Origin of the sequence: Chryseobacterium gotjawalense, assembly GCF_030012525.1 — a bacterium.
GTDB classification, from domain to species: domain Bacteria; phylum Bacteroidota; class Bacteroidia; order Flavobacteriales; family Weeksellaceae; genus Kaistella; species Kaistella gotjawalense.
Window position 1 is genome coordinate 1,468,122 of record NZ_CP124855.1, and the last position, 24,356, is coordinate 1,492,477.

General features: G+C 37.5%; 28 protein-coding genes. 12 read left to right on the top strand and 16 right to left on the bottom strand.

What is annotated here, in order from left to right; translation table 11 throughout:
* Positions 1-25 precede the first annotated feature (25 nt).
* The 6 genes from deoC to QGN23_RS06795 all read right to left on the bottom strand — a co-directional run bounded on the left by deoC (position 26) and on the right by QGN23_RS06795 (position 5,104).
* A complete protein-coding gene (deoC, locus tag QGN23_RS06770) occupies positions 26-1,024 on the bottom strand; it encodes a deoxyribose-phosphate aldolase (protein ID WP_282906233.1) in 999 nt (332 codons plus the stop codon).
* 159 nt (positions 1,025-1,183) lie between these two features.
* Entirely contained in the window at positions 1,184-1,654 is a 471-nt protein-coding gene (locus tag QGN23_RS06775) for an Lrp/AsnC ligand binding domain-containing protein (RefSeq protein ID WP_282906234.1), read from the bottom strand.
* A 40-nt stretch (positions 1,655-1,694) separates the two neighbouring features.
* A complete protein-coding gene (locus QGN23_RS06780) occupies positions 1,695-2,651 on the bottom strand; it encodes an endonuclease/exonuclease/phosphatase family protein (protein WP_282906235.1) in 957 nt (318 codons plus the stop codon).
* A gap of 61 nt (positions 2,652-2,712) precedes the next feature.
* A complete protein-coding gene (gene trmD / locus QGN23_RS06785) occupies positions 2,713-3,387 on the bottom strand; it encodes a tRNA (guanosine(37)-N1)-methyltransferase TrmD (RefSeq protein ID WP_282906236.1) in 675 nt (224 codons plus the stop codon).
* Positions 3,384-4,646, bottom strand: coding sequence for an NAD(P)/FAD-dependent oxidoreductase (locus QGN23_RS06790; RefSeq protein WP_282906237.1), 1,263 nt, complete (start codon positions 4,644-4,646; stop codon positions 3,384-3,386). The genes trmD and QGN23_RS06790 overlap by 4 nt, the downstream gene beginning before the upstream one ends.
* 101 nt (positions 4,647-4,747) lie before the next feature.
* The gene (locus QGN23_RS06795) at positions 4,748-5,104 is read right to left on the bottom strand and encodes a T9SS type A sorting domain-containing protein (protein WP_282906238.1); all 357 of its coding nucleotides are present in this window, start codon (positions 5,102-5,104) and stop codon (positions 4,748-4,750) included.
* 122 nt (positions 5,105-5,226) lie between these two features.
* Here QGN23_RS06795 and hemB point away from each other — a divergent pair, with 122 nt between their 5' ends.
* Positions 5,227-6,219 (top strand): porphobilinogen synthase, encoded by a 993-nt coding sequence (gene hemB / locus QGN23_RS06800; protein WP_282906239.1) that lies wholly within the window; start codon positions 5,227-5,229, stop codon positions 6,217-6,219.
* A gap of 55 nt (positions 6,220-6,274) precedes the next feature.
* On the opposite strand, the gene QGN23_RS06805 is transcribed toward hemB, so the two are convergent.
* From QGN23_RS06805 to QGN23_RS06825, 5 genes are all read right to left on the bottom strand, one after another.
* Positions 6,275-6,559 carry a TM2 domain-containing protein gene (locus QGN23_RS06805; RefSeq protein WP_282906240.1) on the bottom strand — a complete coding sequence of 95 codons (285 nt, stop codon included), beginning with the start codon at positions 6,557-6,559 and terminating at the stop codon, positions 6,275-6,277.
* Between the two features lie 59 nt (positions 6,560-6,618).
* Positions 6,619-7,128, bottom strand: coding sequence for a nitroreductase family protein (locus QGN23_RS06810; protein ID WP_282906241.1), 510 nt, complete (start codon positions 7,126-7,128; stop codon positions 6,619-6,621).
* Between the two features lie 29 nt (positions 7,129-7,157).
* Positions 7,158-7,607 carry a hypothetical protein gene (locus tag QGN23_RS06815; RefSeq protein ID WP_282906242.1) on the bottom strand — a complete coding sequence of 150 codons (450 nt, stop codon included), beginning with the start codon at positions 7,605-7,607 and terminating at the stop codon, positions 7,158-7,160.
* A gap of 80 nt (positions 7,608-7,687) precedes the next feature.
* Complete coding sequence (gene rlmB, locus QGN23_RS06820; protein WP_133438662.1) at positions 7,688-8,425, bottom strand: 23S rRNA (guanosine(2251)-2'-O)-methyltransferase RlmB; 738 nt, start codon at positions 8,423-8,425, stop codon at positions 7,688-7,690.
* A 69-nt stretch (positions 8,426-8,494) separates the two neighbouring features.
* The gene (locus QGN23_RS06825) at positions 8,495-8,965 is read right to left on the bottom strand and encodes a DinB family protein (RefSeq protein ID WP_282906243.1); all 471 of its coding nucleotides are present in this window, start codon (positions 8,963-8,965) and stop codon (positions 8,495-8,497) included.
* Positions 8,966-9,254: 289 nt separating this feature from the next.
* Between QGN23_RS06825 and QGN23_RS06830 the strand changes: the two genes are divergently transcribed.
* The 11 genes from QGN23_RS06830 (at position 9,255) to QGN23_RS06880 (ending at position 18,758) form a co-directional block, all read left to right on the top strand.
* Positions 9,255-10,259, top strand: a complete 1,005-nt coding sequence (locus tag QGN23_RS06830) for an AAA family ATPase (protein WP_282906244.1) — start codon at positions 9,255-9,257, stop codon at positions 10,257-10,259.
* A 90-nt stretch (positions 10,260-10,349) separates the two neighbouring features.
* Positions 10,350-11,213 carry a DUF58 domain-containing protein gene (locus QGN23_RS06835; RefSeq protein ID WP_133438665.1) on the top strand — a complete coding sequence of 288 codons (864 nt, stop codon included), beginning with the start codon at positions 10,350-10,352 and terminating at the stop codon, positions 11,211-11,213.
* Positions 11,214-12,185, top strand: coding sequence for a virulence protein RhuM/Fic/DOC family protein (rhuM, locus tag QGN23_RS06840; RefSeq protein ID WP_282906245.1), 972 nt, complete (start codon positions 11,214-11,216; stop codon positions 12,183-12,185). It begins immediately after the preceding gene.
* A gap of 3 nt (positions 12,186-12,188) precedes the next feature.
* The gene (locus QGN23_RS06845; RefSeq protein WP_282906246.1) at positions 12,189-13,085 is read left to right on the top strand and encodes a BatD family protein; all 897 of its coding nucleotides are present in this window, start codon (positions 12,189-12,191) and stop codon (positions 13,083-13,085) included.
* 2 nt (positions 13,086-13,087) lie between these two features.
* Positions 13,088-14,095, top strand: a complete 1,008-nt coding sequence (locus QGN23_RS06850; protein ID WP_396127346.1) for a VWA domain-containing protein — start codon at positions 13,088-13,090, stop codon at positions 14,093-14,095.
* A gap of 5 nt (positions 14,096-14,100) precedes the next feature.
* Positions 14,101-14,280, top strand: coding sequence for a hypothetical protein (locus QGN23_RS06855; protein WP_282906247.1), 180 nt, complete (start codon positions 14,101-14,103; stop codon positions 14,278-14,280).
* Between the two features lie 53 nt (positions 14,281-14,333).
* Positions 14,334-15,341, top strand: a complete 1,008-nt coding sequence (locus QGN23_RS06860; RefSeq protein ID WP_282906248.1) for a vWA domain-containing protein — start codon at positions 14,334-14,336, stop codon at positions 15,339-15,341.
* Between the two features lie 88 nt (positions 15,342-15,429).
* Positions 15,430-16,173: a tetratricopeptide repeat protein gene (locus tag QGN23_RS06865; protein WP_282906249.1), complete on the top strand. Its 744-nt coding sequence runs from the start codon at positions 15,430-15,432 to the stop codon at positions 16,171-16,173.
* Positions 16,173-17,909: a BatD family protein gene (locus tag QGN23_RS06870; protein WP_282906250.1), complete on the top strand. Its 1,737-nt coding sequence runs from the start codon at positions 16,173-16,175 to the stop codon at positions 17,907-17,909. The genes QGN23_RS06865 and QGN23_RS06870 overlap by 1 nt, the downstream gene beginning before the upstream one ends.
* A gap of 43 nt (positions 17,910-17,952) precedes the next feature.
* The gene (locus tag QGN23_RS06875) at positions 17,953-18,549 is read left to right on the top strand and encodes a MarC family protein (RefSeq protein ID WP_282906251.1); all 597 of its coding nucleotides are present in this window, start codon (positions 17,953-17,955) and stop codon (positions 18,547-18,549) included.
* 11 nt (positions 18,550-18,560) lie between these two features.
* Positions 18,561-18,758, top strand: coding sequence for a hypothetical protein (locus QGN23_RS06880; protein ID WP_282906252.1), 198 nt, complete (start codon positions 18,561-18,563; stop codon positions 18,756-18,758).
* 16 nt (positions 18,759-18,774) lie between these two features.
* Here the strand turns inward: QGN23_RS06880 and QGN23_RS06885 are convergent, their stop codons facing one another.
* The 5 genes from QGN23_RS06885 to QGN23_RS06905 form a co-directional block, all read right to left on the bottom strand.
* Positions 18,775-19,827 (bottom strand): diphosphomevalonate/mevalonate 3,5-bisphosphate decarboxylase family protein, encoded by a 1,053-nt coding sequence (locus QGN23_RS06885; RefSeq protein ID WP_282906376.1) that lies wholly within the window; start codon positions 19,825-19,827, stop codon positions 18,775-18,777.
* Between the two features lie 105 nt (positions 19,828-19,932).
* The gene (locus QGN23_RS06890) at positions 19,933-21,696 is read right to left on the bottom strand and encodes an AMP-dependent synthetase/ligase (protein WP_282906253.1); all 1,764 of its coding nucleotides are present in this window, start codon (positions 21,694-21,696) and stop codon (positions 19,933-19,935) included.
* A gap of 2 nt (positions 21,697-21,698) precedes the next feature.
* The gene (locus QGN23_RS06895; protein WP_282906254.1) at positions 21,699-22,703 is read right to left on the bottom strand and encodes an NAD-dependent epimerase/dehydratase family protein; all 1,005 of its coding nucleotides are present in this window, start codon (positions 22,701-22,703) and stop codon (positions 21,699-21,701) included.
* A gap of 81 nt (positions 22,704-22,784) precedes the next feature.
* Positions 22,785-23,570: an alpha/beta fold hydrolase gene (locus QGN23_RS06900; protein WP_282906255.1), complete on the bottom strand. Its 786-nt coding sequence runs from the start codon at positions 23,568-23,570 to the stop codon at positions 22,785-22,787.
* 62 nt (positions 23,571-23,632) lie between these two features.
* Positions 23,633-24,352: a pyridoxine 5'-phosphate synthase gene (locus QGN23_RS06905; protein ID WP_282906256.1), complete on the bottom strand. Its 720-nt coding sequence runs from the start codon at positions 24,350-24,352 to the stop codon at positions 23,633-23,635.
* Positions 24,353-24,356 lie beyond the last annotated feature (4 nt).

A 24,356-nucleotide genomic window follows, 5' to 3' on the forward strand; every position in this document is an offset into this window, starting at 1 on the left:
GACTTCGCTCGGTAATACAACTACGCTACGCCATCGGATGTCTGAATCCTGCGCTGTATCTTCCGGTGACGTAATGCTCTAATTGTCGCTCGATATCTGCTAACAGGGAACTTGCGCCGAATCTGAACAGGTGCGGATTTAACCACTCGTTTCCTAATTCCTCTTTGATTAAAATTAAATAATCGAGTGCCTGTTTGGCTTTTTGAATTCCTCCGGCAGGTTTGTAGCCTACTTTCACGCCGGTTAATTCATAATAATCGCGGATGCACCGGATCATGACCAAACTCACTGCTAAAGTTGCATTTACGGATTCTTTTCCGGTAGAGGTTTTTATAAAATCTGATCCTGCCATCATGGCGACCCAAGATGCTTTAGCCACTTTGGTGTAAGTAGGAATTTCGCCTGTTGCCAAAATCGTCTTCATGTGTGCGTCTCCGCAAGCTGCACGGCAAAGTTTGATTTCGTCGTAAAGTTCTTTCCATTTTGATTCCAGGACCAAATCCCTGGAAATAACGATATCGATTTCTGTTGCTCCGGCTGCGACCGATTTTTTGATTTCTGTAATTTTATCTTCGAGGGAAATTTTACCTGCCGGGAAACCGGTAGAAACGGCAGCGATTGGAATCGAGGTTCCTTTCAATGCTTCTTTCGCGAACGGAATTAAGTTGTGATAAACACAAACGGCTCCTGTCGTTAAATTTGCATCCTGCATTCCCAGCTTCACCAGCAAATCTTCGCGAACGGGATTTTTGGCTTTTTCGCACATCCGCATTACGTTTCCGCGGGTATCGTCTCCGGCAAGCGTGGTCAAATCAATCATGGAGATTGACTTTAAAAGCCAGGCTGCCTGAAATTCTTTCTTCACGCTTCTTCTTCCTCCCAGAGTTGAAACGCGTCTTTCGATGGCGCTCCTGTTGATATTGATGGTATCGAAATATTTGGTATTGAAAGATAAACCTTCGTTTCGCACTTCATTCTGATTTTGCATAGAAACTGTCTGTTTTTTTTCTAATGTCTTTTGCATAAATGATGATGTTATATTAGAAAATAAAATTGCATTAATTATAGAATGTAAAATTAGCCAATTATCTGCAAATGGATGTTATGGTTTTTGAAAAAAGAGGAGGCCAAAAAAAAATACACCTTCCAGGAAGTGTACTTTTTATGATTAACAAATTGTTTTTTATACTTTAAGCTGTCTGCTGATACTTTGCTCTAAGGAGATAAAAGTTTCTGTTCTGGTAACTCCTTTTAATTTTTGAATCTTATTAAGAATTTCCATCAAGTGATCATTGTCTCTGCATAAAACTTTAAGAAATATCGTGTAATTTCCTGTGGTATAATGCGCTTCTACGACTTCATTAATTTCATTAAGTGCTTTGATTGCGTCGTGATAATGGCTGGGTTGCTCTAAAAAGACACCAATAAAAGACACCACCTTGAATCCTATTTTTCGGGGATTAAGAAAAGAGATAGAATTCTCTATCACTCCCGCCTGTTCTAGTTTTTTTATCCGTTGGTGGACTGCTGTAGTAGAGATTCCTACGTTTTTTGAAATATGAGCAAGAGATGTTTTCGCATTATCCATCAACATATAGATAATATCTTTATCGATCTTATCTAAATGATATTCGGCATTAATTGCATTTTTCATTTTAAAGAATTTTTCGGTTTAAATTTTATTCAATAGACTTTTACTGGTTTTTCCCTAATACAGTCAAGACAGGAAAATGATCGCTATATCCTCCTAAGTATCTTGAACCAGCGAATGTTCTAAAAGGCCGTCCTACAAATTTGTTACCCCAATTACTCAATTTGTCGTGATTGAAAACTTTTGCATCTTTAAATAGAAGCGGATAATTGGAATTAAAAAAATCATCGGACAAAATCATTTGGTCAAAAAGTAAGCCATTTTTATAATGAAATGTAGAAAATTTTTCATTTTGGAAAAGTTCTGCCGACGGGTTCACTAAAATTTTATTGAAGTTCCTGTCATAAATAAAATTCTTTATCATTTCCTCATCGGGATTTTCGTTGAAATCACCGCAGATAATTACGGCTTCTTGAGTGCCTGAAATTAATTTTGAAATTTTTTCGTTCAGATCTTTAAGAATATATTCCCGCTTGGGTTTATTAATATCTTTTTCTCTTTTTGATGGAAGATGAAGAACAAAGATATTCATGATAACTTGCAAATATTTCACTTTGCAAAACAAAACATCTCTGGTCGTATCATAATATTGTGACTTTTTATTTTCTACAGCAAAAAGATAGGAAATAGGTTCGGAAGAGATAATTTCGATTTTACTTTTATCATATAAAAGCGCCACATCTACTCCTCTTTCGTCCATTGATTCGTAATGCACGATTCCGTAACTGGAATTAAACGGATCTAATTTCACCAATTCTTCTAACGGCTTTTTCCCCTGAACTTCGGATATGCCAATTAACATGGGCAAAGAATTTTCACTTTCCGATATCAGCTGAAAAACCTGCGCAATTTTAGAAAGTTTGTTCCGGTATTTTCTTTCGTCCCAATTTTGCAGTCCCGATGCTGTAGGATCTAATTTATGAACGCGTGGAATGTCCGGACAAAATAAATTTTCGACATTGTAGAAAGCAATCAGTTCCTTTTCATCTTTACTGTCCATCCTAAAAATTAACTGCTTTTTTTATCATTATATATAGCGTAGAATATTGATTGTGTTTAATTTAATCTAGAATATCCGGTCTCCTTTCAATCGTTATTCTCAATGCTTCTTCATAGTGCCAGTCTTCAATTTTCTTTGAGTTTCCGCTCAGCAAAATATCGGGAACCTTCAATCCTTTGTATTCAGAAGGTCTTGTGTAGATCGGCGGTGAGAGTAGATTGTCCTGAAAACTGTCGGTTAATGCAGACTGTTCATCATTTAAAACGCCGGGTAATAACCGAATGACCGCATCTGCTAAAACACATGCTGCCAGTTCGCCGCCGGTAAGAACATAGTCGCCGATAGAAATCTCTTTTGTAATATGCAGGTCGCGGACTCGCTGATCAATTCCTTTATAATGACCACACAGGAAAATTAGATTGTTTTTAATTGAAAGTGTATTGGCAATTTTTTGAGTTAAAGTCTCACCATCAGGTGTAAGATAGATAATTTCATCGTAATTTCTCTGGGTTTTTAATTCCGAAATACATTTATCGATGGGCTCAATCATCATCACCATTCCGGCTCCACCGCCATAAGGTTCGTCATCTATTTGCCTGTGTTTTCCGATGCTCCAGTCTCTTAATTGATGAAAGTGCACTTCTGCCAAACCTTTCTGCATTGCTCTTTTCAGAATTGAAGCCTGAAAAGGACTTTCCATTAATTCCGGTAAAACACTTATAATATCTATTCTCATTGTTCCGTATTGTTCATTTTATTAGGAATAATTATTAGCCTTAATGATGAATCTCTATTAATATAACTCCACATCCAGTTGAAGAAAACCGCCAGTTTATTTCGGACACTTAAAATAAGCATCAAGTGCAAAAACATCCAAAAATACCAGGCAAAAAAACCTTGGAATTTAAAATGCGGTAAATCGACCACAGCGCGGTGCTTGCCAATAGTTGCTAAACTTCCCTGATCTTTATATTCATATTGTTGCCAATCTTTTTCAGAATTTCTAAGGAAGTTTTTAGCCAGGTTTTTCCCTTGGTTAATCGCAACATTGGCGACCTGCGGATGAGCTGCCGGATACAGCGGTGTTTCCATGTAAGAGATATCTCCGATAGCGAAGATATTGTCATAACCAAGAATCCTGTTATAGCGGTCTGTTTTGAATCTGTTTCTGATGATGGTATCCGGATTTAATCCATCAATAATATTACCGGTAACTCCGGCGGCCCAAATTACATTATTCGATGGAATTGTTTTTCCACTTTTCATAAAAACTTTGTCACCATCATAATCTGTCACCATTTCACCTTTCAGGAAAACGACTCCAAGTTCTTTCAAATATTGGGCAGATTTTTCCTGGGCTTCTTCACTCATCACTCCCAGTGGCATTTCTGTAGAACTTATTAAAATGATTTTCAGATCATCAAAATTCATGTGAGGATAATCGCGGGGAAGAATATCTTTCTTCATTTCTGCAAAAGCACCTGCCAACTCTACTCCTGTGGGCCCGCTTCCTACGATAACGATATTCCAGTTTCCGTCATCGCTGCGTTTTCTTTCGATAATTAATTTTTCAAAGGTCAGTAACACGTGATTTCTGATCGCAATTGCTTCCTGGGTATTTTTCATTCCGAAAGTCAAATGCTCCATCTTATCATTACCAAAGAAATTGGTTTTGCAACCTGAAGCAATCACCAGTTTATCATAAGTGAATTCTGCTTCCTGGGTCACTATTTTATTTTGCTCAGGAATAATTCGCTGCACTTCGGTGAGTCGGAACTGAATATTGCGGGAGCGCTGAAAAATCTTCCTGAACGGAAAAGAAATATTACTGGGCTCAATTCTTCCGCAAGCAACTTGGTAGAAAAGCGGCTGAAACATGTGATGATTCACTTTGTCGATGACCATCACTTTTTTTCTTTTATTATTAAGTGATTTGGCCAATTGAAGTCCGGCAAAACCACCACCAATAATTACTATTTTTTCGCGTGCTTCCATTGGTGCAAAATTAAGGAATTTTTTATCAAGGGCTATAGATTTGCCTCATACAATAAAATCAGCGACAAAAAAATCCTTGAAGAAATTCCAAGGATGATATTTTACTGTTTTATGATTTGCGTGACTTTCTGAGTATTGTCACTTAAGACATATCTCATCAGGTATTTGCCTGGTCTAAGCTTATCTAAACGAATCTCTTCAGAATTTTTATTGATCTGATATTCTGCTACCTGCATTCCTAAGATAGAATAAAAAGTAACCGATTTTATTTTCAAAAAGGCATCTTTTGATTTTACAAGAATAAAATCCCGAGCAGGATTAGGATACGCGACAATAACACCATCATCTGATTTCTGATTGGTTACCATCGACACCCGATCAACAGACTGAGCGGAAAATTTCCCCGGAAAAACTGTTAAACTGCCGACTAATATTACTAAAAACAATAAATTTTTCACCTATAATAATTTTATTTTGATGATATCCTTACAAAACTAAGGAATTCTATTTGAAATACAATAGCTTTTATGCAAAACTATATTTAAATTTGCAGTCAATAAATCAAATACCATTCCAAAATATGATCATCTATTCTAGAAACCGAAGATTAAGAACAAATGCCGCTATCAGAGCGTTAGTTCAGGAAACTACCCTTACGACCAATGATTTTGTAATGCCGATTTTTGTAATGGAAGGCATTAACAAACAAGAACCGATATCTTCCATGCCGGGAATTTTCAGGCGAACCTTAGATCTTACAGTTAAGGAATGTCAGGAATTATTTTCCCTTGGTGTTAAAGCTGTGAATCTGTACATGAAAGTTTCTGAGGATTTGAAAGACAACACCGGAAAAGAGTCATGGAATCCAAACGGTTTAATGCAAAATACCATTAAAGCAATTAAAGATGCGGTACCTGAAATGGTGATCATGCCCGATGTTGCTTTGGATCCCTATTCAATCTACGGTCACGACGGAATTGTCACCAATGGAAAAATCGATAACGATGCCACCAACGAATCTTTGGTAAAAATGTCGGTTTCATGTGCGGAAGCGGGAGCAGATATTATTGCACCGAGCGACATGATGGACGGCAGAGTTGCGGCAATAAGAACAGGTCTCGAAGAAAACGGTTTTACCGATGTGGGAATTTTAAGCTACGCTGCAAAATATGCAAGTTCATTTTACGGCCCATTCAGAAGTGCTTTAGATTCAGCGCCCGTAGACAATCAAGATATTCCGAAAGATAAAAAAACGTATCAAATGGATTTTCATAATTCCAGAGAAGCCATTGATGAAGTTTTAAAAGATATTGCGGAGGGCGCGGATATCATCATGATCAAACCGGGAATGCCCTATTTGGACATTGTTGCTAAAGTTCGCGAGGCCATCGATTTACCGATTGCAGTATATAATGTAAGTGGAGAATATGCAATGTTAAAAGCAGCCGCACAAAATGGCTGGTTGGATAATGATAAAGCAATCATCGAAAGTTTAACCTGTATCAAACGCGCCGGAGCAGATATGATTTTCACCTATGCGGCGAAGGAAGCTGCGATTTTATTGAATCAGTAAATAAATTTTAAATACAACCAAAAAAGAACTTCAATACCAGAAGTTCTTTTTTGGTTTAAAACCAGGGCTTTTTATTTTGAACATAAGTCCTATCGAACTGTTCATCACTCATGGTAAGATAAATAATCCCTTCGATAAAGGGAATAACCGTTGCAATTCCACAGGTGCAGATATTTAAAATTACCTGAATAATTCCTTCTTTCATATATCCCAGGAAAAATTTATTCGCTGCGAATGGACTAAGCAGTAAGCCTAAAAGTCCGGCTGCCAATTTTTTCTCTGAACGGTAATTATTAGGGTTTTGCGAAGATTGAGGATTATTATAACCGTAAGTTTCCATATAATTAATTTCTTAGTTTAACTATAAGTCACTCAAAAACAGCCAACGTTACAATTGAATTAAACTTTTCCTAAATAAAATAAACCGATACATTTCTGATTTTCAGCTAAGCCCAAAAAATCGTTCAGGTGATTAATCATTCCTGGCGTACTCCAGTAACAGCCAACCTCGTGGGCAGTTGCGGTAAGATACATATTTTGAACAGACATCGCTGTCGCAGCTATTTCTTCCCATTCCGGAACTAATCCACTGAAATTAACACAAATAGTGATGACCGCATTTGACTTTGCCACTTTGTCAGAAATATCCAGATACTTCTTTTCCAGAAAAGTTTCAGGATTAGCGGTCTGTTTGTAGATTTCTGCCAATTTTTCTCCCAACTGATTTTTTTCCTCACCTCGAAAAACTTTTAACCTCCACGGTTTTGTTCGCTTATGACTCGGCGCAAAATTCGCAGAATTCACAATTTCAGCAAGAACCCCGTCCTCAATTTCCTCTGTGGAATAGGATTTCGGGAAAATGCTTCTTCTTTTTTCTATAATGTTTTTTAATATTTCTGAGTTGTCCATTGATTTGTTAAATTAATTTTAATTAAAGATTACCAGACCTGTTCGATGACTTGACTGATATTGTTGAGCGTAAAAGAATCTCCGACCTGTTTTCCGAACATCATTTTCGCCATCGGGCTTTCTTCAGAAATCGCATAAAACCGGTCTCCTTCAAAGAAGAATTCTCCCAAAGAAACCGAAATATAAAATCGTGCTTTGTTGGTCAAAACAATAGATCCCAGCTGAATTCTCTCTGAAGGATGATCTGAAATTTTAGCTAAATTCCTTTTCAAATCCTTTAATGAAGCCATTTGCTTTTGCATCTGATAAATTTCTTCCTGCATTTCTTCACGAATGGAATCATATTTAGAAGTTTTCTTCACCTCACGACTTGCCTCCAAAGTGAACTCCATAAAATTTTCAAGCTTTTGAATTTTTTGCAAAATAATTTCTTTTACATGAGTACGAACTTCACTTTTCACAATGATATTCTTCTGCATACCACTTCTATTTTTTATTAAAGGTAAAAAATATTTTCAAATAGAATCGATCAAAAATCAGCTACAAAGTTAAAGGAAGATTACATTTTCATTCGTTGGCGGGTCGCCTCATAAAGAATCGCCCCGCAGGCCACAGAAACATTTAGAGACTGGGTTTTACCTTCCATCGGAAGTTTTATTTTTTCGTCGGAATGATGCAGAACCTCTTTAGAAATTCCAGTTTCTTCATTTCCCATTACGATTGCACACGGCTGTGTAAAATCCACATCGTAGTATAATTTCTGTGCTTTTTCAGTCGCAGAAAAAACCTGGACACCAGATTGCTGAAGGAAATCAACGGTATGACTTAAGTTTTTTTCTTTACAGATTTTAATATTGTACATCGCACCGGCAGAAGTTTTAATCGCATCTGAATTCATCGGCGCCCCTCCTTTTTCCGGAATAATCACAGCGTCAACTCCAGCACATTCGGCGGTTCTGCAAATTGCTCCAAAATTTCTAACATCCGTTAACCGATCCAAAATTAAAAGAAACGGTGTCTTCCCGGATTCGAAAATTTCGGGTAATATATTTTCAATCGAATGAAAAGGAACATCTGAAATAAAGGCCACAACCCCTTGATGATTCTTTCTGGTAAAGCGATTCAGTTTTTCAATCGGAACATAATTCGGTCTGATTTTGTGTTTCGCCAAAAGATTTTTCAGTTCATAATAAATATCTCCCTGCAACGCATTCTGCAAAAATACTTTATCAACCGTTTTTCCGGCTTCAATTGCTTCAATTACTGGGCGCAACCCAAATATAAAATCTTCTTTCATAAGTTCTTTAAAAGTTAAAATTCAAGGTTTTCTTTGCGTTCCTTCCCTTGAAATCGGAACCGTTATATTTTAAAATTGTTCACCCAGAATTGCTCTCTTTTGAGCAGTTGCATATCCCAAGTGCAAGCTTTCGTGCATATTGTTGAAAATAATAGCGTCCTGAATATTCTTTAAATCCAACCCAAAACTGGTCGTATAAGAAGTATAATCCGGAAAAAAATCATCATCATAATCTTTCATTAAAACTTTGGAAGTTTCCGTTAAAAGATAAGCAAGATCATCAATTTCTGACTGCTGCACATCCAAATTAGGAAGGGTGCCTTTTTTGTAGGTTTCAATCCAGTATTTATCAATTCGAAAAGGATTCCCGCTCAGGTAATAATGCAGTAATTGCTGCGTCGCCACTGTGTGCGCGATGTTCCAATAAATATTATTGTTGAAACCATCAGGAATCAGCAACAAATCTTTGTTAGACGTATTTTGCAGGATTTCTAAAAGGTTTCGGCGAACTTGACGGTGTGCCTGAAAATGATAATTCATTTTGCGATTATTTTAATGGCCAAAAATAGGTTAATTAACTGAAAATGACAAGAATTTCGCTGAGTTTCATGAATAGCCATTCACGGTTCTTCCTTAGAAATCAAAGAATTATAAATCTGCTTTAAACTGTATCTGTTTGCCATTTCTTCTTTACTATAAAACAGTCACTTTCTTGCGGGCGAAATTTCACATTGTCATGTTTAACAAACTTTAACGCACCGTTGGCATTAATTGTGTTGACTGGTCTGCGTATTTATTGGAAATTTACACTTTAAATTCTACAAACACTATGTCAGAACTCAATCAAGCTGAAGATATCAGACAGCTAACCGAAAAAGTAAGAGAACAGAATTACTTTTTTTCACTTTTAAAACAGGAAATCAACAAAGCAATTATCGGACAGGAATATATGGTAGACCGTTTATTAATCGGTCTTCTGGGAAATGGTCACGTCCTGTTGGAAGGTGTTCCCGGATTGGCAAAAACTTTAGCGATAAAGACTTTGGCAGATGCCGTACACGGCGCTTTTTCCCGCATACAGTTTACCCCGGATCTTTTACCTGCGGATGTGGTAGGAACAATGATTTACAGTCTTAAAGACAATGATTTTTCTATAAAAAAAGGACCTATTTTCGCCAACTTTGTTTTGGCTGATGAGATCAACCGTGCTCCTTCAAAAGTTCAGTCGGCGCTCTTGGAAGCGATGCAGGAAAAGCAGGTAACCATCGGCGATGAAACAATGCCGCTTCCAAAACCCTTTCTCGTTTTGGCCACCCAAAACCCAATTGATCAGGAAGGAACTTATCTTTTGCCGGAAGCGCAAACCGACCGTTTTATGCTGAAATGTACCATCACTTATCCGAATTTTGAAGACGAGAGAACAATCATGAAAATGATTGCCAGCGGACATTCCCCGGAAATCCGCCCGGTCATTACCTTAGAAAATGTAACCGAAGCCAAGAAATTAATCAATCAGATTTATCTGGATGAGAAAATTGAGAAATATATTCTGGATATGGTTTTTGCCACTCGTTTTCCAGAAAAATATGGACTTGCAGAACTAAAAAGCTACATCAGTTTCGGTGCCTCGCCGAGAGCTTCCATCAATTTATCAATTGCCGCACGGGCGATGGCTTTCTTAAAAAACCGCGCATTCGTAATTCCTGAAGATGTGAAAGAAATAGCAAAAGACGTTCTTCGTCACCGTATCGGACTGAGTTTTGAAGCCGAAGCCGAAGAAATCACCTCTGATCAGATCATCGATAAAATCCTGGGGAAAATTCAAGCACCTTAACTAAGGGAACAACATATCAGTGTAGCAGCAATAAATTTAACAGTTTAAGATAATTGCTACATTGATCAATTATTACATTGATTCATTTTTATGGAAATCAAAGACATCATAAAAAAAGTAAAACAAATTGAAATCCGGACCAAGAAGAAGTCCGAAGCAACTTTGATGGGTCAATACCACAGCGCTTTCAAAGGTCAGGGAATGACTTTTTCAGAAGTCCGTCCTTACCAGTTTGGTGATGAAATCCGCAGAATCGACTGGAATAAAACCGCCCGTTTCCGTGAACCGTTTGTAAAAGTGATGGAAGAAGAACGGGAATTAACCTTGATGCTTTTAGTCGATATTTCTGCCTCCATGAATTACGGAACACAAACTCAGCTGAAAAGAGAATTCGTCGCTGAGATTGCTGCAAGTTTAGGATTTTCTGCCGCCGGAAATAATGACAAAGTAGGTTTGATTTTATTTGCCGATAAAGTGTATAAAGTGATTCCGCCGCAAAAAGGACGAAAACATATTTTGGCGATTATCAGCAATATCTTATCCGCAGAATATATTCCGGCAGAAGCCAAAATTGACAAAGCTCTTGAATATATGATGAGTGTTTTCAAAAAAAAATCGCTGATTTTCATGTTCTCTGATTTTGAAGATTCTTATGATTTGAAAATGTTGAGAGTTGCCTCGCGAAAACATCAATTATTAGGCTTAAGAGTTTATGATGAAAAAGACAACGAAATCCCCGATGTCGGATATGCCCTTTTTAAAGATGCAGAAACCGGAAAACAGATTTGGGCAAATACCTCTAATGCCAGATGGCGCTACGATTTTGCAGAACACCAAAAACAAAAAGTAAGAAACGTAACCGAAGATTTTGAAAGTTCTTCCGCAGGATTTATCAATATGAATACCGGCGAAGATTATTCTAAATTTCTGTATCAGTATTTCAGGAAAAAATAGATGCATAAGGGCGAAATAATAATTTACAAAAGCCAAAACGGCGAAACTTCCATTGATGTGAAACTGGAAGACGAAACGGTGTGGCTAAATCGCAAGCAAATGTCTCTGCTGTTTGACAGAGATGTGAAAACAATTGGAAAACATATTAATAATGCTATTAAAGAGGAACTAAATGAATATTCAGTTGTCGCAAAATTTGCGACAACTGCTTCCGACGGAAAAACTTATCAGACAGAATTTTATAATCTCGATGTCATTATTTCCGTTGGTTATCGCGTGAAATCCCGAAGTGGAATACAATTCAGAATTTGGGCTAATTCTGTTCTTAAAAATTATTTAATTAAAGGCTATTCAATTAACGAAAAAGCTACGAAACAGCAATTGGATAATCTAAGTTCGATGGTGAAAATATTATCTGATTCACTGGAAAACAAAGTAATTTCTAATGATGAAGCCAAAGATGTTTTAAGGATTATTAAAGATTATACTTATGGCCTGGACACGCTGGATAAGTATGACAACCAAATTTTAGAAATTGAAAATATTTCACAGAAAAAAGAATTTAAAGCAAATTATAAAGACGCTAAAAAAGTAATCGCTACATTAAAAGAAAAATTCAAAGCAGGAAATTTATTCGGAAACGAAAAAGACGAATCTTTCAAAAGTTCAATCAACACTATTTATCAAACTTTTGACGGGAAAGAACTTTATCCGAGTATTGAAGAAAAAGCAGCGATGTTTTTATATTTGGTAACAAAAAATCATTCGTTCAGTGATGGAAACAAAAGAATTGCCGCTTTCTTATTTTTATGGTTCCTTTCAAACAACGAACTACTTTATAGAAAAAACGGAGATAAATTACTGGAAAACAATACTTTAGTCGCATTAACTTTAATGATTGCGCAAAGCAAATCAGAAGAAAAAGACACTATGGTGAAAGTAGTGGTAAATCTCATTAATAAAAACAATTAAGAGTTGAAAAAAACATTTTTAATCTTATTCGCATTTCTCAGCGTTTTTGCACTTTCGCAAACATTGAGCTCCAAACTCGACAAAACCACTTTGGCTCTAGGCGAACCTGGGATTTTGCACATTCATATTTCTAATCTGCAGGCCAAAGATGTTTTGTCTGCTCCGAAAAATGAACTGCTCCCTTTTCATTTTGAAGAAATAAAAGACAGCATTAATAAACAGGTTGACTCCTACGACCGTATCATTGAATTTGCCGTTTATGATGAAGGAAAATTCACCATTCCGGCACTCGATTTCAGAATAAACGGTAAACTTCTAAAAACGGTTCCTTACGATGTCGAAGTCATTAATACTGCTCAAAAAGGAGATCAGATCAATGATATTATGAAAAACAAAGAGGTTGATCTGGGCGTTCAGGATTACTGGCAAATGTACAAATGGTATATTTTAGGGGTATTGATTTTGTTGGCCTTAATTTTCATTATTTATCAACTCATTAAATATGGCAGACGAAAAAAATCTGATCCGGTCCTGATGACCAACCAAACACTGAGAGAATTAGATAAGTTGAAAAAGAAAAATTATATCGAAGACGGAAACTACAGACTGTTTTATGTCGAATTAATAGATATCACAAGAAACTTCATCACCAAACAATATAAAATTCCGGCCGATGTTTTGCTGACCGACGATTTAATCGATGTTATCAAATTAAACAATACCATTTCCACAGAAAATGAGAAAACAATAGAAGACATTTTCTTGAGAGGAGATCTCGTGAAATTCGCAAAAGTTTTCCCCGGTCAACAAAATATGCAGGACGATTTCGATCAGATGAAAGCTTTCGTAAAACGGTCGTCCAAAGATTTGGAAGCCGAACAACTAAGAACTGGAGTATAAAAATGATGACACTTGATTTTTTAAATTTCGAATTATACAGCCCGTGGTTCTTATTGCTGTTTGCGGTTTTCATTCCATTGATTATCCGCGATTTACGCAATAAAAAACACTCCGGAATCACCGTTCCTTCCACCCAAAATATGCAGGAAAACAAATCGATTCAGTTCGTTCTGTTCCTGCTGAAAATTTCAAAATACCTCATTCTTTCCTGCTTAATCATTGCGATGGCAAGACCTCGCACCTTTACCATTTCGCAGGATCAGGATGACAGTAAAGGGATCGACATCATGCTTTCAGTGGACGTTTCCTTGAGTATGCTGGCCAAAGATTTAGAGCCCGACCGTTTGACGGCGCTTCAAAATATTGCCAAAAAATTCGTCAACAGCCGGCCTGGCGACAGAATCGGCTTGGTAACTTACGCCGGCGAAGCATTTACGAAAGTACCTGTCACCTCTGATCACGCCGTGGTGATCGATGAGCTGGATCATCTCAGCACTTCAGAACTTACACCGGGAACCGCAATCGGTGAAGGACTTTCTGTCGCAGTTGCCCATTTGAAAAACAGCAAAGCAAAATCGAAAATCATCATTTTGATGACCGACGGCGTCAGCAATGTGGAAAACGCAATGCCTCCGCAAGTCGCTGCCGAATTGGCACGCAGCAACGGGATAAAAGTCTATTCCATCGGGATCGGAACCAACGGTTATGCTTTGATGCCGACCCAACAGGATCTTTTTGGCGATTTGATTTTCACCGAAGCTGAAGTTCAAATCGACGAACCCGTTCTTCGGGAAATTGCCCAAACGACCGGTGGAAAGTACTTCCGTGCCTCTTCCAATCAAAGTTTAGAAGAAGTATACAACGAAATAAACAAACTCGAAAAGTCAGAACTGAAAACCACCAAACTCTATAATTACCACGAATATTTCCGAAACTTTCTGTGGATTGCCTTAGCCGTTTTGTTGGTGGACTCATTGTTGCGCTGGATTTTCTATAAATTTTTAAGTTAAAAGAAATGAATATTTTTAGGAGCAACAAGATTTTCGCTTATCCCGAGAGTGGTCCCGCTGTCCACTATATCCCAAGCAGCAGCAATGCCAACGCTTTTGGGGATGCCGTTCCCATCGGGGCTAGAACTTCAGGCGGTTTGTTTTTCAAAGCAAACCGTAAAAGGAATAAAAACAAGAACCTTTAATATAAGTGAAGTTTAAAGAAAATCAGACCGTTTCAACATTCCAAAAATAAAATATGAGCTGGACTTTAGGAAATAACCTGTACTTAATATTGTTGCTGCTTTTGCCGCTGCTGGGAATCATTATGATTGCTTATATCAAATGGAAAAACCAGCGGAAGAAAATCTTTGCAGAAGTACGATTTCAGGAAGAATTATTTGAAAAAAAATCAGGTTTTACAAAAGTGCTACCGGTTCTTTATTTATTGGCAACATTATTTTTAATAATAGCAATCGTAGATGTACTGAGCGGTACGGAAGAAGTAAAGAGCAAACAAAAAATGAATAACGTTATTTTCCTGCTTGATGTTTCTAATTCGATGAATGCACAGGATGTTGCGCCCAACCGTTTAGACAATGCCAAAAACATCATCATCAATACGATGGAGAAAATGAAGAACGACAAAGTCGGAATCGTTGTTTTCGCCGGTGACGCAAGTTCAATTATGCCTTTAACAACAGATTTCACGGCAGTAGAAACCTATCTTGGCGGCGTAGAAACCAATATTGTAAAAACACAGGGAACAGACTTCTTAAAAGCAATGCAAACGGTTGCAGACAAGTTCAAAAACATTCCGAAAGGCGCTCGACAAGTCGTCCTATTAAGTGATGGTGAAGACAATGAAAGCAATGAAAAACCAGCGGCAAAACTAGCGTCCAAAGAAGGGATTTCTGTGATCAGTGTAGGAATCGGTTCCGAAGAAGGCGCACCGATTCCGGAGTATGTTTTCGGTCAGTTGATGGGTTATAAAACCGACAGAGCGGGACAAACCGTGATTTCAAAAAGAGAAACGCTGGCCTTAAAAAATATGGCAAACCAAACGAACGGAACTTATGTGGACGGAAATACCCTCGAAAATGCAACTGCTCAAATCATTGACGGATTGCGTAAAAGCGCAGCTTCCTCCGAAACAATGGTGAAATCCAATAATGCAATTCATTATTATCAATATTTTCTGGCAGTTTCAATTCTTTTATTTCTGATTATTTTTCTGGCAAATCCTAAGCGCGACTTCAATATTTGATTCAAAACCAACACATTCAGCCGAATTTAACCGAAATTTAACAATTTAATCCATAGACATTAACAAATAAAGGAATAATTTTGCAGTGATGAATCTGAATTTACTTTTTTCCACGTTTCTTGTGCTGTTTGGCTGTTCTTTTTTTTCTGCTCAGGAAAATTATAAGACATTAGTCTTCAAAGGCAACAAGCAATTCGACAAAGAAAACTACGAATCTTCTTCTTCAAAATATATGGAAGCTGTACAACTCAACGATAAAGAGTTTATGGCTCACTATAATCTTGGCAATTCTCTGTATAAAAGAAAAATGTACGAGGAAGCCAAAGCGGAATTCGAAAAAGCAGAAAAACTTTCTACTACTCTTCCCGACAAAAGTGCTGCACTTTATAATCTAGGCAACACTTATATGCAGACTGAAGATTCCAAAAAAGCAGCGGAACTTTACAAACAGGCTTTAAAGCAAGACCCATACAATGAAACCATTCGTAAAAACTACGGGATTGCCATGCTGAAAGAAAAGGAAAAAGAGCAGCAGAAAAACCAGAAAAACAATTCCGGGGGTGGCGGTGATGGCGACCAAAACAAAGATAAAAACAAGGGTCAGGACAAAGGAGATCAACCACAGAAAGAAGCCGGAACCGGACAGCAGAATAAAGGAGAGGGCGAAGGAAAAGATCCCAACGAAAACAAAAACAGTAATTCCGACAAAATGCCCAAAGACCTGCAAGATGCGCTACTGAACCGGGTTGGAAATAAGGAACGGGAAACCGCGAAGAAAATCCTTAATAAAAACTCTTATTCGATGCCGGAAAGCAATGAAAAGGATTGGTGATGAAACAAAAACTTTCCTACATATTCTTATTAATCTCAGCTGTATTCACTTACGGTCAGGTAACTTTGGCGATATCTGATGTAAAAGATCAAAAGCTAAATCAGCGGTTTACTTTAACTGTTCTTCTCGAAATCAGTGGTGAAAACATGGAGCAGCAAACGCCGCTACAAATGCCGGATCTTTCTAAGTTTGATATTATCGGAACTGCATCTGAAAGGAATACCATCATCCTGGATGCTAAAAAAGGAGATGTAATCAATCAGTTGGTTTATCAGTGCGTTCTTGCACCCAAGCAAACCGGTAAAGTGAAAATCGGCTCTGCATTAGTTACCGTCAACGGCAAAATTTACAAAACCGAACCTTTCGACATATTCGTAAAAGACAGCGAAAAGACAAGTTCTGTCACAGATAATTCCGACCGGAGCAACATGTATCTGAATTTAGAAGTTCAGGATAAAGTAGTTTATAAAAACGAACCAACGATCGCCGTTTTACGCGCTTACAGCCGCGACTACGACAATTTCAGAAAGCTGGGGAAAATTCATTTTCCAGACCAGCCCAATGCGAATATAAAAGCGGTAAGCTTTGCAAAATCTGAGATTGAATCAAATTCTGGTATGGCTTCCCAAATTATCGGGGTTTTTATAATTTTCCCGTCCGAATCAGGAACAGTAGAGATTAATCCGATTTCTGCTTCTTTTGCCAATTCGTCAAAAGACAACCGAATTTCATCAAATAAAATACAGCTCAATGTAAAGAAACTACCAGCAGGCATGCCCGGACATTTTAAAAATGCAGTCGGTCAGTTTACGGTTGATTTATTTCATGTCCGCAACGACGAGATTCCGGAAACCGATAAACCTTTACATATTATTTTGAAAGTCACCGGTTCGGGAAATCTGGGAAGTCTGCATTTACCTAAAATTCTGAATTCTGCTGATTATGCTTACTTTCCTCCAAAAATCACCGCAGAAACGGTGGCGAAAAAGAACGGACTTTCCGGATCTTTAAGTGCAGAGTATATCGTGGTTCCAAAAAAATCAGGTCCTGTTGCGATCAAGTTTGAGGATTTCTCTTACTTTGATCCTGACACCACGAAATACTTAGATTTAGGTTCCAAAGAATTGGTGATTGATGTAAAAACACCAGCGCAGATTGCTGAAGAAAAGACAACTTTAGAAAAAGTAAATGATTATACGAATACTGTTTTAGAAACCGTAAACACTCCTGTTTTGCAAACTCAAAACTTTAAAGTAAAAGATAAAAGCAAAATCGAGTGGAAAATTGTTTTCGGAAATTTAGCACTGCTGACGACTTTCGTTTCTTTATTTTTGATTGTTTTGCGGAAAAGAGAAAAGAGGAAATTAAGACCTCAACTGATTTCCAGTCCGGTTACAACCATTGCTGAAACCGAAGAACTCATTAGAAAAAACATGAGCAACCACTTCGAAGAAAGTATAGAATATTTAAAAATTTTAAAAGACAATAAAGATTATATCAATTTCTTTTCGGCCTACAATGACCTAAACAGAGAAACGAAAGAATCCTATTTCGCAAACACCGATTCAGATTTCCGAGCTATTTTAGAACAAACTAAAGGTCAGCAAATTTCGGAACAATACAGAGTCCTTTCAGAGCGGATTCAAATCGAAAAATTCGCGCCATTTCATTCTGATGAGCAGATGGATGAGCTCTATAACTTGATTCACGACTTATATTCAGAAATTAGCAAATAATGATTTATTTTTCATATTTTTGCGAAATTAATAATTTCAACAGATGCTAGAATTTTTCTCTTTAAAAGAAACACTTACTGCCTCGATGATTCTCTTTGCGGTCATCGATATTATCGGCTCGGTTCCCATTATCGTCGGCTTAAAAAAGAAGTTTGGAAAAATAGAGGCTGAACGTGCTGCTATCGTGGCGGGAATTCTGATGATTGCGTTTCTTTTTATCGGAAATAAAATTCTAAACCTCATCGGTGTTGATGTAAATTCGTTTGCAATTGCAGGAGCCATTGTCATCTTCGTGATTGCTCTGGAAATGATTCTTGGGATTGAGATTCAAAAGAATACAGAATCAAAATCAGCCTCGATTGTCCCTATCGCTTTTCCGTTGATAGCCGGAGCCGGTACCTTGACGACCACTCTTTCTCTGCGGGCAGAATACCATGACATCAATATTATCATCGGCATTATTATCAATACAATTTTCGTATATTTGGTGCTGAAATCAGCGAACTGGCTGGAGGAAAAATTAGGGGACGGAACACTTCAGGTTTTACAAAAAGTTTTCGGAATTATTCTTCTGGCGATTTCAATCAAGCTGTTTACGGCAAACTTCGCGCAACTTTTTTCAACGTATGTTAAATTTTAATATTTAAAAAAATGCAACTGTTCTATAAAATATTCTTAGCACTTTTCATCGTATTTATCGGTATCAATCTTTATGTTATCGAATGGGATCTCGGATTTTGGAATGAAGAAAATGCCAAGTTCATCTTTTCGATGTCAGCAGGAATTTTAGGGATAATAATTGTTTTCGTATTACATACGATGAGTAGACTTGCTGCTTCGAAGAAATAAATTTTCTCTTTTCTTTTTAAAAACGCATCACATCTTTTACAACACCATTATTTTGGGTATGTTGTATCAATTCTTTGATGATGAATTCCTGAATTTTGTCTTCATCTATGTTAGCCGGGAAAAGCAAATGAACATTTGCACCGGCATCTAAAGTAAAGAATAAAGGAAGACTGGTTTCTTTTCTGAATTCCCAGATTTTATTAATTACGGCCAACGTTCCGCTCTTCATTAAAATGAACGCAGGTTCACTCATCATCATCATCGCATGCAAGGTTAGTGCTTCATGCTCCACCATTTGAATGAAAGCGGTCATATCTCCGTTTTTCAAAATTGTTTTCAGCGTGGCAAAATTCTCATGCGCTTCCTGAAATCTTCTTTCAGCATAAGGATTCGTGTTCATCAAACCGTGACCAACCGTAGAGCTGACCGATTTCTCGCCTTCGTGAATGAGTAAAACCCAATCGTTGAAATTTCTGAACACTTCATGAATTTCCTCATTCGGATAACGAACTCCAAATAAGTCTGAACTTCCGGAAACTTCTTTTGTTTCTCCCCAAACCACCATTCCGTCATACAAACTTCTGCACGCACTTCCGCTTCCTAATCTTGCCAGGAAACTTGCTTTTCTGAGTTTAAAATCTTCATCAACTTTTCCAGAAAACTGCTCATCCAGCTCCATCAAACATTTAGCAATTGCCCCAAATCCTGAGGCAGAACTTGCAATTCCGGAGCTGTGCGGGAACGTATTTTCAGTTCTGATGGTGTATTTCCCTTTCAAAATCCACGGCAAATATTCTTCAATATTTTTAAAGTATTTTTCAATTTTTTCGGCGAATTTTGATTCTTCCTTTCCAGCTAAAAAAGTCTGAACAGAAAATTTATCACCGGCAACAAATTCAATTTCTGTATTTGTTTTACATAAATTTAAAGTATAACTGATACTGGGATTTGCAGGAATCTGATTTTCATATTTCCCCCAATATTTAATCAGGGCAATATTTGAAGGGCACGATTCCGAAACCTTTTTATTTGAAATTATATAATCATTTGAACCAAAAAAATCTTCCATATTATCTACCGCAGCTTCGCCGCTTTTTTTTACCATTAAAATATTTACTGCCGTCAAGTACCGACTTTTGTGACTTCTTTCAAAAGACCGACAAGAAATTCGTCTTTACGAATGATACATTTTATCTACAACAACCGCATATTTCTGTAAGACGACGTTCCGTTTCACTTTCAAAGTCGGCGTTATTTCGCCACTTCCTATTTCAAATTCAGAAGGCATCAACACGAACTTTTTCACCTTTTCAAAACCCGAAAGTCCTTTCTGAATTTCTTCTATTTTTTCCCGATAAAACTCTTTAACGGTTTCGATATTTACAATTTCCTCCCAAGAGGTAAACGGGATATTCATTTTTGAAATCTGTTCCTGCAACGCTTCAAAATTTGGGATAATCAAGGCGGTTACATAAGGTTTCCCTTCTGCCACAACCATTGCCTGATTGATGTAATTGTTATTTGAAAATAGATTTTCTATCGGCTGCGGAGTGATGTACTTTCCATTAGACGTTTTCATCAGATCTTTGATCCGATCAGTAATAATTAAATTACCTGCCTGATCAAATTTCCCGGCATCCCCCGTTTTGAACCAACCATCCGCCGTAAAAACTTCTGCAGTTTCTTTTGGCTTTTTATAATAGCCTTTCATAATCCCACTTCCTTTGGCCAGAATCTCATCATTATCGCCAATTTTAATTTGGGTATCACCAAATGGAACTCCCGCCGAACCATGTTCAAAATGATGAAAAGGAAAAGCAGTTAAAGTCGCTGTAGTTTCCGTCAAACCGTAACCCACCGTGATATGAATCCCCAAAGCTTCAAAAAAACGGGTCACTTCAGCCGAAACGGACGCACCACCACAAGGCATAAACCAAAGTTTTCCGCCCATTTTTTTCTTAATTTTATTAAAGACCATTACGCCCGCAATTTTATTCTTCATCTTTAATAAAAAAGGAACGTTTTTATCTAAGCGTCGCAGTTCTGCCACTTCAGTCCCGATTTCGATTGCCCAATTGAAAATTTTCCTTTTAGAATCAGAACTTTCATTGACCATTTCGTGAACGCCGGCGTAAATTTTCTGGTAAAATCTGGGAACAGCGCACATTATCGTAGGCTTAACCTCGGCTAAAGCACTTGCTATAAGTTTGGTATTCTCCAGAAAATACACTTTCGCACCACCGCAAAGAGCGAGTAAAGTCCAGCTTCTTTCGAAAATATGAGTCAATGGTAAAAATGCCAGTGAAGTCTCCTTCTCGAAGTTTTTAAATTTAAAAAAATCAAAATGTGCTTCCACACATTTATGGAAATTTCCGTGAGTCAACATCACTCCTTTCGGAACTCCGGTGGTTCCTGAAGTATAAATAATGGTGGCCAGCGCGTCATCTTCGACCGGAACTATATCAAAAGTTTCTTCGGAGTTCTTAATAAAATCTTCGAGATATTGGCTCTTTTCTTTTTTGATCCAGATTGCTTTTTTCGCAACCAGTATTTGCTGTAAAATCTGATTCCTGTTTAAAATAGAAAATGCTGCCTCATATTGTTCCTGATTCCCGACCAGGATCATTTTACATTCAGATTCATTGAGGATATATTCTGCCTGCTGCTCATTATTGGTCGCATAAATGGGCACAGTTACGGCTCCTAATGACAGAATTGCTAAATCGGTGACAATCCATTCTGCTGAGTTATCAGAATAAATGGCGACTTTGTCGTGCTCAGAAATCCCAGCTTCACGAAGTGCATTTGCGGTTTTAAAAACCAGTCTTCTAAAATCCGACCAGGAGATTTCCGTCCACTTTTCTTTTTTCTTAAAGCCAATTGCCGGTTTCCTCGGAAACTTTGCGGTATTTATATTTAAAAATTCTGCAACATTCATAATTATTTTTTATCTGAGATATAGTTTTTTAAGTGAAAATCAAGACTTTCAAAAACCGAAATAAATTGATAATCAAGTTTTCTTCTGATTTTTTCATTAGAAACGATGTGATGTGAAGTTACCGTTTCCAGATTGACTTTGCTCATCATTCTGAGTTTAGGAAACAGCCATCCGAATAATATATTCAAGACGTAACCCGCCTTTAAAATCCCTTTTGAAATAACCTTCGCTTTTGATTTCCCTAACTTTTCACGAACAAAATTGGCAACCTCCAGTATTTTTTTGGTTTCTGAAATAACGATAAACCGTTCTCCGAAAATATTGTTTTCCATTAATGAAACAGCGATTTTGCTAACGTCTCTTACATCTACATACGTTGTGCTTCCGCTCATTGCATAAGGATATTTCTCGAAAGTTTCAAACATTTCACCGCTGCTCGAATGCCAGTTTCCACTGCCGATAATTACGCCAGGATTGATGATGACGGTTTGAAGTCCTTCTGCCGATGCCCGCCAAACTTCCATTTCAGAAAAATGCTTGGATTTGGCATAAGGTGAATGATTAATTTTTGGATTATAATTGGAGTCTTCTGTGGTTTCGCCGTTTTCATTAACTCCATCTAAAACCGCAGTCGAACTTACAAAACAGAATTTCTGAACCGATGAATTTTCACAGGCAAAAAGAAGTTGTCTGGTTCCCTCGATATTGGTTTGGTACATCGTAAGCCGATGATCCGGATGAAAACTCACATGAGCAGCACAATGATAAACTTCCGTAACTTGATTCAGTGCATTTTTCAGGGATTCTAAATCTTGAAAATCGACATCAACCCATTCAATTTTATTAAAAAACGCATCGGGTTCGTCGGTATAAAACCGGTAAGACTCGTGGACTTCCCTTATATTACTGGAAGTTCTTTTGGTTGCCCGAACCGATTTACCGCGTTTCAGCAAATCCAAAACGATCACTCTGCCGAGAATTCCGGTCGCGCCTGTGACTAATACCATAATTTAGAGGAGAGATTTATAGACATGAGATTTGAGACTTTGAGTTATTGAAGGTTTTGAATATTTTTAAATAAACCAGAATTAAACTCTGTTTTCTGAAAGGAAATCCTTTACCAGTTCGTTAAAGTCAGTCGGGTTTTCTGCCTGTACCCAATGTCCGGCATTTTTCACCGTAACAATTGATGCGTTGGGAAATTGCTGTTTAATCTGAAATTCATCCTGAGGTAAAATATAGTTGGATTTTTCCCCTGAAACAAATAAAGTTTCTCCGGCGAACACGCCAAATTTTATGGCATTAGAAACAAATTCCGTGTATTTTTCGGAAAGGGTTTTCAGGTTAAACCGCCAGTTCAGTTTTTTATCATCCGTCCAATAAAGGTTTTTTGCCAAAAATTGAATGACCGATTTCTCAGGAATATATTGGTGTAGAACTTCCTCCACTTCCTGCCGCGAAGTCACTTTATCGAAATCGACACTTTCCAGGGCCTTTATAATCCCCTGATGATGCGGCGGATATGCTTTTGGCGAGATATCAACCACGATCAGTTTCTGTACTTTCACGGGATATTTTATGGCAAACTGCATCACCGCTTTTCCTCCGAGCGAATGCCCTAACAGATTGACTTTATCCAACTTGTGGAATTGCATATAATGTAGAATATCATGCGCTAAATCGTCGTGTGTCATTTCTGATGAATGAAAACTTTTGCCGTGATTTCTTAAATCGATTAAATGAACGGGGAAAAACTCACCCATTTCTTTGCCGAAACTTCCCCAGTTATCAAGCATCCCGAATAATCCGTGAAACACCAAAAGCGGTATTCCGGGTTGATCTTCTCCGTATATTTTTGAGTGTAGAATTTCCATTTTTTTTAAATTAAAGTCATTTTTCAGATATAACTGTCAACCATTGATTAATTAAAAAACCGCTACCACTTCGCCAATCTCTTCAGATAAGCCTGTACTGTGTTTTCTAAACCCATATACAACGCTTCGGAAATCAGTGCATGACCAATTGAAACTTCCAGTAAATTTGGAATATTATCGGCAAAATATTTTAAATTCTCTAAACTCAAATCATGACCGGCATTGATTCCCAATCCATATTTTCCAGCTTCCAAAGCGGTTTCAATATAAGGTTTTATCGCTTCTTCCTTATTTTTGGAATAATTGATTGCATACGCTTCCGTATACAATTCAATTCTATCGGCACCGGTTTCTTTAGCATATTTCACCATTTCTGGATTTGGATCTAGGAAAACTGATGTTCTGATTCCGGCCTTTTTAAATTCATCAATCACCAGTTTCAGAAATTCCAAATTATATTCGCAATCCCAGCCAGCATTGGAAGTAATTGCGTCGTCGGTATCCGGCACAAGTGTCACCTGATCCGGTTTCACGTCTAAAACCATATCGATAAAGGGACGGTGCGGATTCCCTTCAATATTAAATTCGGTATAAATCAAAGGCTTTAAATCATAAACATCTTTTCTGGTAATATGCCTTTGATCGGGTCTTGGATGAATGGTAATTCCCTGCGCACCAAATTCCTGCAGCTTAATGGCTGCTTCGGTTACACTTGGCAATTCGCCCCCTCTAGCATTTCTAAGGGTTGCAATTTTATTAATATTTACACTGAGTTTCGTCATTTTT